The organism is Candidatus Campbellbacteria bacterium (assembly GCA_034521025.1).
In the GTDB taxonomy this organism is placed as follows: domain Bacteria; phylum Patescibacteriota; class Minisyncoccia; order Phycocordibacterales; family JAXHMZ01; genus JAXHMZ01.
Map to the genome: position 1 here is coordinate 140,723 of JAXHMZ010000003.1, position 8,535 is coordinate 149,257.

The following is an 8,535-nucleotide window of genomic DNA, read 5'->3' on the forward strand; positions in this document are numbered from 1 at the left end:
TCGGAACCGGAAGCGCTCCAAAACTCAGATCACGCGCGCAACTTTCTCGCTTCTTCGGGAGTAAACTGCCCGGAGATCACCGCCTCGCCGGTTGGTATCTCCTCTCTTATGACAGGAGTTGAGATAACTTCTCCATCAAGAAATATTGCCAAAACCTCCCCGACGTTATCACGAGTGATCTCAGCGAAAAGATCCCTTCCTTCACTATTAAACCTAATGTTAACTATAGGCTCACCGGTTGTCTGGTCGAACTGAACAGAAGCACTTTTGACGTAGCGTCCTGTGAGTTCGGTCTTCTCGTAAAGATCCTCGGGTGATAATTCAAGCTCGGCTGTGGTTCCGTTTTGGCTTCCTTCAGAGCTCTCGCCTTCAGTTGTCTCTCCCTCGGAGTTACCTTCATTTATATTAAGGCCTTCCAGTTGAGACTGATCAATTTCAAGTTCGCTTTCGTCTTTTCTCAACCGAAATTCCAAAACCGGAGTTTCGCCTATCATAGCGATAGCTTCATTGATATCCGTCACTCCGGGCAAGTTCAACAATGAGCCTGTTCTCACCTCCGGCTAATCCTCCCTTCTCCACTTGTACACGTGGCTCGGAAACACCAAAAAGATTGACACGACGCTCAATAACGTCGCGCAGTGCCGACATAGAGGCCTCTACTTCTTCCGGAGCTACCTCGGATGTATCCGCGTTATATATAAGTTGCGTTCCGCCGGATAGATCAAGTCCGTATTTGAAAGCAAATCCCGAAAAGCGAGAATCTTCTTTTTCAGAAAGCACAACAAAGGCCCCCAGGAGTATTCCGATCAGTACTATCACTACAGATACAATTCTCGCGTTTCTCATCATAGCGGCTACATTATACATTTGTTTTATCGTCTGACAAGGTGTCCTTATTATATCTCCTTAAATATTTTAGAAACTTGTCATGAAAGAGTTCTCTGTACACGTAGGCAAATAGAGCGCCGATTATAAATCCGGCAATTATATCAACAGGCCAGTGGACTCCAGCAACTACCCGCGCTATTGCTATCAAAACAGCGATGGCGAACAAAAAGCCACCCAATTTTTTGTTGTAGTACAAAGCAGCAATTGCGAGCGCTCCATAGGTAGCCGCGTGCCCTGACGGAAACGCGTCCGCCCCACCGTGCTCAAATAGAACCGTTATTTCATCAAAAAACAACGGCGGGCGCTCTGTCAGAAATAGTCTTTTTAAAACTTGCGTATATACAAAGGCCGCGGTTGCCGGAGCGAAAATAGCGATAAAAGGATAGACAAATTTTCTCCCTTCTATGTACAACAAATACAGCAGTACGCCGATCGCAAGCGTTAATCCGGCTCCTTCAGAAAGAAACAGAAAAATAGCGTCAAGGATCTCGCCCTTCCCCGCAAGAGTATTAAGTAATAAGAATAGTTGTATATTTAGCTCACTCATTGCCCTTTATTATTCTCTTCAATAGACTTGGCAACATTTTCAAAAAGCTTGATTACCGTTATCGGACCGACTCCTCCCGGCACAGGTGTAACCAAAGAAGCTTTTTCATAGACCTGCCTATCTACATCCCCTGACACTTCACCGGCAGACTCACTGGTCCCGGCATCTATCAATACAACTCCCTCTTTGACCATATCCTTATCAATGAGACCAGCCTTGCCGACTCCGGTAACGATCAGATCAAACTCTCTGAGGCGATTCAGGTCCGAGTCGACTGTCAAACATCTCAAATGCTGCGCCTTTGTTCTCCAGCAAAAGAGAAGACTGGCTTCCCTACCAAATTTCCATAACCAACAATGGCTATTTTTTTATCTAGAAGGTCTATATTATTGCGCGACAAGATCTCTTCCACCGCTGCTGCTACCGGTGGCACGAACACATTTTCATTTTTCCGGTAAAGCTCGAGCGCGTTCGGAGAAAGACAGTCAATATCTTTTTCCTTTGGCACAATATCCAAAAATGTTTCCCGATTAAAGTACGAAGGCAGAGGCAGCTGCACCACTACCCCGTCAGATCTTCCGACTACGAGAGACTGTAGGATCTTTTCAGCAACTGATTCTATAGTGTTTTCGGGTAATTCATGAATATGAAGATCAACTCCAATTCTCTTTGCCACTCGTCTTTTGATGTTCAAAAAAGACCTGGTGGAAGGATCCTCACCAAAACTAAGAAAATCAATGTGCGGTTCTTTGTCGTACGCGGCGAAAGTTTTCTTTAGTTTACTCTCTATATCTCGCGCGATTTTTCTACCATCTACTATCATATAAGAATATCTGCTATCTTATTGCCTATTTCCCTAAAATCACTCTCGTCCTTTCCTCTGGTAGTTTCCGCCGCGGTTCCTCAGCCGAATTCCGGAAGGCTCTGCGGACTTCTTTCATCAAAAGGTATAGTGTTTTTGTTCGTAACGATTCCTTCCACCTCCAATTTCTCCGCTGCCTCATCACCCGAAACTCCTTTTCCTTCCTGCCAAGTATCAACGAGCAAGAGGTGCGTGTCTGTGCCTCCTGAAACCAAACGCAATCCTCTTTCGCTTAGCGTGTCCGCGAGTGCCTTTGCGTTTTTAGCCACGTCTTCGGCGTAAGTCTTGAATTCAGGCTTTAGTGCTTCAGTAAAGGCTACTGCCATAGCCGCTATCTTATTCATATGAGGCCCGCCTTGGATCCCGGGGAAAACCGCTTTGTCTATTTTCGCGGCATATTCCGGAGAAGAAAATATTATCGCGCCACGCGGACCGCGAAGAGTTTTGTGGGTGGTGGTCATCACGGTATCGGCAACCGAAAAAGGCGATTGATGAACACCACCTACGACCAATCCGGCAATATGTGAAATGTCCGCGTGCAGATAAGCCCCGACAGAATCGGCTATCTCTCGCAACTTCCTAAAATCTACCTCGCGCGGATAAGCGGTAAAACCGGCAACTATCATCTTGGGTTTCGTCTCTACAGCGATCTTTTTTAGCTCGTCATAATCGATCATCTCTGTATCTCGCGATACTCCGAATTTCTCTTGCTTCCAAAGCTTCCCGGTCAAGCTCACCTTATGTCCATGCGAAAGATGCCCTCCGTGCGAAAGATCTAGGGCCAAAATAGTTTCACCCAAAGGAACCAACGCCGAATAAACCGCGAGGTTCGCTTGCGCGCCCGAGAGCGGCTGGACATTCACCGACCACTCATCAGAAGAAAGAGAAAAAACCTCTAACGCTCTCTCCCTCGCCAGGTTTTCTATCTTATCAACTACAGCATTACCTTGGTAGTATCGCTTCCCCGGATAACCTTCCGCGTATTTATTCATAAATACGCTCGAAAGGGCTTCCCGAACCCCACTCGATACGTAATTCTCTGAAGCGATCAAGTTGATCGTATTTTCTTGCCTTTCCTCCTCTTCTTTAATAAGTGAAAAAATCTCGTCCATAAAATTGGTGTGTATAGTGGCGATTGTACCAAAAGCAAAAGTATTTTACTATTAAGGGAAATTAAAATTATGCAAAATAACTTATCAAGCTCAAGAGGGTTTACATTAGCAGAATTATTGGTTGTCATCGCCATTATAAGTGTTCTTTCGGCAATCGTACTCGTAAACGTTGGACCCGCGCGACAAGACGCCCGCGACGCCCAAAGGCAGACGGATATTTCACAGATATCTATTGCGCTGAAACTATACCGCGAACATAACGGAAGTTATCCCAACTACGATGGAGAAATAGACAGCAGCAGTACCGTCTATTCTGCCTTAGAAAACTTTATGGAAGAGGTTCCGACCGATCCCCTAAATGATCCAGAGCATTACTATTATTACAACTCCAATCACCAATGCGACCCGGGACCAAATGGACCGGTGGTGTTTGCTAGATCGCTGGAATCAAAAGACGGCAACTTGAATGAAGTGTGCCCCGACGGCTGGGGTAGCCAAGGAGGAGCTTCTACCTCAACAAATCCTTACATAATTATGCTTCGCTAGTCATTGACTAACCGATTACTCCTCCAAAAGATCGGGCTGACTTATGACTTCTTTTGACTCCCGCCTATATTGGCGCATACTCATCAAGATCCCCAAGCCCAAAAATTCAGTGAGAAGATGAGAACCGCCATAACTCATAAATGGCATAGTCAATCCCGTAACAGGAAGCATTCCGATATTCGTTCCTACGTGGACAGTAAAGTGCGCAATGAACATCGTAGCCAAACCTACGGCAAAAAACGTTTCAAAATTAGTCGCCCCCTCCTTTGCGTTAACAAAAATTCGCCAAATAACAACCCCAAAGAAAAAGAACAGTATCAAAGCACCGATATAACCCCATTCCTCAGTAAATGCCGCGAAAATGAAGTCCGATTCGTATTCGGGTAAAAATTGCAGACGTGACTGAGTACCATAGCCGATTCCCTTACCCGTCAATTCCCCGGAACCGACAGCGATAGCGGATTGGTAAGCGTTATATCCATCACCGGAAATATCAGCATACGGGTGAAGGAAAGATTCAACTCTCTCTTTTTGAAAGTCGTCAAGCACAAAAGTCCATAGCCCTATAAAAGCGACAGCCCCTACCCCAAACAAAATTGCAATATGTTTTTTCGATATCCCGGAGACCAAAACCATACCGAACCAGATAGCGAGAATAATTATTGAAGATCCAAAGTCCGGTTGAAGAAATATCAATATAAAAATGATAAGCGCGTATAAACCGGAAATGAAAATATGACGAAAATCGCGTATTTCAACGTGTCGTCTGGAAAAATATTTTGCTAAAACCAAAATAAGAACCAATTTTGCCGGATCAGACGGCTGAAACGCTAGAAAACCCAAGTCAAACCAACTCGTAGCACCCTTAAATGTAGACCCCAGAATGAAAAGCAATAATAAGAGAGCGACAACTACCCCGTAAAGAAGCATTATAAAGCGTGTCTCTCGCAAAAAACGCATATCAATTGTACTAACCAAGACAAAAACAATAAACGCGACGCCGATCCAGATTATTTGGCGCGTAAAAAATAAACTCGTCGCGTCAAACGAGTACATTGTCACAAGTCCAGCCGCTACTAATGGTATTACACCAAAAAATATCAGCCAGTCGTAGTTATTTTTAGCTATCCTGCGAAACATTGTTATAACGCGGTACCACCTCTATTGTTGAAGGTCCCAGTGTACAAACCGCCGTACCTATCTCTTCGTATATCCCCTCCAGATCTTCAACACTCACTGCCTCAAAATAATAGTTAGGAGCGGTGGCAATAGAAGATAGAAACTCTCGGTTGACATCATTGCCGAGGCCGATGGTATATATTTCTATTCCTTCTTCTTTGGCTATTTGAGATTGATTACGAGCATACTCTTCGCCCCCGGGATCTTGGGGCCAATTCGCGATACCGTCGGTCAAAACTACGATCACGCTGTTTCTCTCACCCACTTTAAAGTCGGGGTCGTTTACTATCTCACTCCTGGCGTCACTTATTCCCGCCCCTATATTGGTATACCCAGTTTCATCTTTCGGCAGTATTGAAATATCTCTGACTCCCTCTGAGACCTGCTCCCTATTTGAGGTCAAACCTACATCAACAGAACTTTCGGTGGCATAGGAAACCACGCCAGATTTATCGTTTTCGCTCAAATTATCCACAAAGGTACTCGCGGCATTCAAAGCGTCAGTTATGGGTTGCTCCGGATTACCTCCGTCATCGTTCATGGAACCGGAACGGTCAATTGAAAGCATAGCTGATACCGGCTGAGAGCAAACGCTTGGCTCTACCTTAAACGCTTCCGGCCAAGTAAACGTAATTCTTTCACGCTCGTCACTTGGCAAATAAGGAACGATTGTCCGTGAAGCGGCGATCGCTTTTTCGTTACTGTCATAAACCAGCGCGACAGCACTTACGTCTTCTAGAGGAGCCACCGAAGTATTAAAGAGAAGTGCTCGCAATTTTGGATTTGTTTCCGAAGAAATCAAAGTGGTGTTTTCAACTTCAATCGGAACTTCATCAGCATCAGAGTGAACCAGATATAATTCCTCGCCAAAAGAAAACTCCATATTATCGGGCTCCTCACTCATCTCTATCGGGCCTACAAATATAGGTATATTGGAATTGGGTAAAGCGTGTGTTTTCCCAACTATTTCTTCTATTTTCTCTCCGCTTGAATCAAAAAATTCAAACGAGTAAGGCAAAGATTCAGCGCCGACCGCTCGGTTTGGATTTTCTACATAAGCTACCGCCGTATACACACCGTCAAATATCTCAAAATATTTGCTCCATTTTACGGTCAGAGATTCAGCTTCAAACTCGCAAACCCGACGACACTCGCCACCACAGTCCACGCCTGTCTCTTGACCGTTTTGTCTGCCGTCAAAACAAGTAGGTGCTTCGTAAAATATCCTAAAGGCCTGCACCGAACCGATCACGACCAGCGCTCCGACTACTACGGATGTGTATATGAGCTTTCGCTTTTGTGCCCACGGAGATGGATCCATATTCCACAGTATACCAATTTATATCCAATCTCTCTAACATTATTGTGATAAAATATGTGTATGTTTAATGATCACAAAGGTTTTACTTTAGTTGAAATATTAGTAGTAGTCGGTATTCTCGGACTTTTAGCTTCCGTAGTATACGCAAACTTAGGAGGCGCAAGGCAAAGCGCAAATGACGCCAGACGCATCTCGGACGTCACCTCTATTTCTGACGCATTTGAGATGTACTATGCAAGAAACAGAGAGTTCCCAGGAGCTGGCAAAATAACAAGCTCTCTCGATAATAACTGGAATTCAAGCTATCTCGCCCAAGAACTTGTACCTACGTATATGTCAACAATGCCCACAGATCCTATAAATGGAAGTGCTGAGGGAGATATGCAATGTACTGACTGCGCCGGATACCATATTGCCGTGAACTACTCAGGTGACGGATATAAAATAACCACATTTTTGAGTGACGATGATCACCCGGAAAAAGACGGCAACGCTTACGGTCTCGGCCCATACTTTTCCATATCTAAAAACTGTGGAGCCGGAAGCAGTTGGAATAGCTGCAAATAAAAAACCGCCTCTAAGGGCGGTTTTTGAGTTCTCAGTTCTGGCGACTAGCTACTTTCGCCTTATCGACTATCATCGCCTCAAGCGGGCTTAACTTCCGTGTTCGGAATGAGAACGGGTGTAACCCCGCCGACAAGTCACCAGAACAGAAAACTCAATTTCAATGGATTTTCGCAGGTAATTGAACAAACGCGTTATATTCAAAGTTCCTAATAGGAATCGATGAATTAGTACTCCTCGGCTAAGTGCATTACTGCACGTGCACCTGGAGCCTATCAACCTAGTCATCTCCTAGGGATCTCAAACGATTCTTAATCTTGAAGTTGGCTTCGAGCTTAGATGCTTTCAGCTCTTATCCATACCTGACATAGCTACGGAGCAGTCCACTTGGCAGCAGAGCTCCCACACCAGAGGTCAGTTCATCCCGGTCCTCTCGTACTAGGGACAAATCTTCTCAAGAATCAACGCCTGCAGCAGATAGGAGACCAACCTGTCTCACGCAAATGTAGCTAATAAGTTCGGACTTATCAACGCCGCCATTGACTGGCGGGATCGGACTGTAGCTTTATCACCTACCAAATTTTACTCAAAATGGTGGGAGATAGCTGACATTCAGTCTCTACGGGCTTGAGGTTAAACTCAATTCCCTCGGTATTGCCCCCACCACTGAATGGTGCGGAGTTTTACCGATATAAGTCAGCTTAATCATCTGGAATTACTTCCAGAGACCGCCGTGACGGTTGGATCTATCAATATTTCATAAACGAAAAGCTCGATTTTGTGTCGTTATGGTGGGTTCAGATTGGTTCAGAAGTTAATTTCTCAATTCACTCCTGAACGGTCTGAACCCAGCTCGCGTACCTTTTTAATTGGCGAACAGCCAAACCCTTGGGACCTTCTCCAGCCCCAGGATAAGGTGAGCCGACATCGAGGTGCCGAACACCGCCGTCGATATGAACTCTTGGGCGGTACCAGCCTGTTATCCCCAGGGTAGCTTTTATCCGATGATCTCCGGCCGCATCTAACGCGTACCGTCGGTTCACTATGCTCTGCTTTCGCACCTGCTCGAGTTGTACCTCTTGCAGTCAAGCCAGCTTGTGCCATTACACTATCAGCACGGTTTCCATTCGCGCCTAGCTGACCTTAATAGGCTCCTCCGTTACTGTTTGGGAGGATAGCGCCCCACTAAAACTACCTACCAGATACTGTTTCAGAACGTTTTTGCCGCTCTGGTTAGAAGACATAGTCCGAAAGAGTGGTATTTCACTGACGACTCCACGATCCCCGAAAGGATCGCTTCAAAGTCTCCCACCTATGCTACGCAGTCGAACCATGCCCCCAATATCAAGTTGTAGTAAAGCTCCTGGGGTCTTTTCGTCTAGCTGCAGGTAGAGGGCATCTTTACCCCCATTGCATTTTCACCGAGCAAGTCCTCGAGACAGTTCCCCAGTCGTTACGCCATTCGTGCACGTCTGAACTTACCAGACAAGGAATTACGCTACCTTAGGACGATTCA

Annotated in this window: 10 protein-coding genes and 2 rRNA genes; 2 read left to right on the forward strand and 10 right to left on the reverse strand. The window is 45.5% G+C overall.

The window, feature by feature from the left end; all coding sequences use genetic code 11:
• Positions 1 to 29: 29 nt before the first annotated feature.
• The 6 genes from U5L75_01440 to glyA all read right to left on the reverse strand — a co-directional run bounded on the left by U5L75_01440 (position 30) and on the right by glyA (position 3,409).
• On the reverse strand, positions 30 to 494 hold the full coding sequence (locus U5L75_01440; protein ID MDZ7726226.1) for a hypothetical protein: 465 nt from the start codon (positions 492 to 494) through the stop codon (positions 30 to 32).
• Positions 495 to 504: 10 nt separating this feature from the next.
• Positions 505 to 849 carry a hypothetical protein gene (locus U5L75_01445; GenBank protein ID MDZ7726227.1) on the reverse strand — a complete coding sequence of 115 codons (345 nt, stop codon included), beginning with the start codon at positions 847 to 849 and terminating at the stop codon, positions 505 to 507.
• Between the two features lie 10 nt (positions 850 to 859).
• Positions 860 to 1,435: a phosphatase PAP2 family protein gene (locus tag U5L75_01450; GenBank protein MDZ7726228.1), complete on the reverse strand. Its 576-nt coding sequence runs from the start codon at positions 1,433 to 1,435 to the stop codon at positions 860 to 862.
• Positions 1,432 to 1,716, reverse strand: a complete 285-nt coding sequence (locus tag U5L75_01455; GenBank protein ID MDZ7726229.1) for a bifunctional 5,10-methylene-tetrahydrofolate dehydrogenase/ 5,10-methylene-tetrahydrofolate cyclohydrolase — start codon at positions 1,714 to 1,716, stop codon at positions 1,432 to 1,434. The genes U5L75_01450 and U5L75_01455 overlap by 4 nt, the downstream gene beginning before the upstream one ends.
• 5 nt (positions 1,717 to 1,721) lie before the next feature.
• Positions 1,722 to 2,258: a tetrahydrofolate dehydrogenase/cyclohydrolase catalytic domain-containing protein gene (locus tag U5L75_01460; protein MDZ7726230.1), complete on the reverse strand. Its 537-nt coding sequence runs from the start codon at positions 2,256 to 2,258 to the stop codon at positions 1,722 to 1,724.
• 80 nt (positions 2,259 to 2,338) lie between these two features.
• On the reverse strand, positions 2,339 to 3,409 hold the full coding sequence (glyA, locus tag U5L75_01465; GenBank protein ID MDZ7726231.1) for a serine hydroxymethyltransferase: 1,071 nt from the start codon (positions 3,407 to 3,409) through the stop codon (positions 2,339 to 2,341).
• 69 nt (positions 3,410 to 3,478) lie between these two features.
• Between glyA and U5L75_01470 the strand changes: the two genes are divergently transcribed.
• Positions 3,479 to 3,955: a prepilin-type N-terminal cleavage/methylation domain-containing protein gene (locus U5L75_01470; protein MDZ7726232.1), complete on the forward strand. Its 477-nt coding sequence runs from the start codon at positions 3,479 to 3,481 to the stop codon at positions 3,953 to 3,955.
• A gap of 15 nt (positions 3,956 to 3,970) precedes the next feature.
• On the opposite strand, the gene rodA is transcribed toward U5L75_01470, so the two are convergent.
• Both rodA and U5L75_01480 read right to left on the reverse strand, forming a co-directional pair.
• Positions 3,971 to 5,095: a rod shape-determining protein RodA gene (gene rodA, locus U5L75_01475; protein MDZ7726233.1), complete on the reverse strand. Its 1,125-nt coding sequence runs from the start codon at positions 5,093 to 5,095 to the stop codon at positions 3,971 to 3,973.
• Positions 5,076 to 6,455: a vWA domain-containing protein gene (locus U5L75_01480; protein MDZ7726234.1), complete on the reverse strand. Its 1,380-nt coding sequence runs from the start codon at positions 6,453 to 6,455 to the stop codon at positions 5,076 to 5,078. Before U5L75_01480 ends, rodA begins: the two co-directional genes overlap by 20 nt.
• Before the next feature lie 60 nt (positions 6,456 to 6,515).
• On the opposite strand from U5L75_01480, the gene U5L75_01485 reads away from it, so the two are divergent.
• Positions 6,516 to 7,022 carry a type II secretion system protein gene (locus U5L75_01485; GenBank protein ID MDZ7726235.1) on the forward strand — a complete coding sequence of 169 codons (507 nt, stop codon included), beginning with the start codon at positions 6,516 to 6,518 and terminating at the stop codon, positions 7,020 to 7,022.
• A gap of 35 nt (positions 7,023 to 7,057) precedes the next feature.
• Here the strand turns inward: U5L75_01485 and rrf are convergent.
• Both rrf and U5L75_01495 read right to left on the reverse strand, forming a co-directional pair.
• A 5S ribosomal RNA gene (gene rrf, locus U5L75_01490) occupies positions 7,058 to 7,164 on the reverse strand.
• Between the two features lie 61 nt (positions 7,165 to 7,225).
• Positions 7,226 to 8,535 (reverse strand): 23S ribosomal RNA (locus U5L75_01495); the annotation flags it as partial.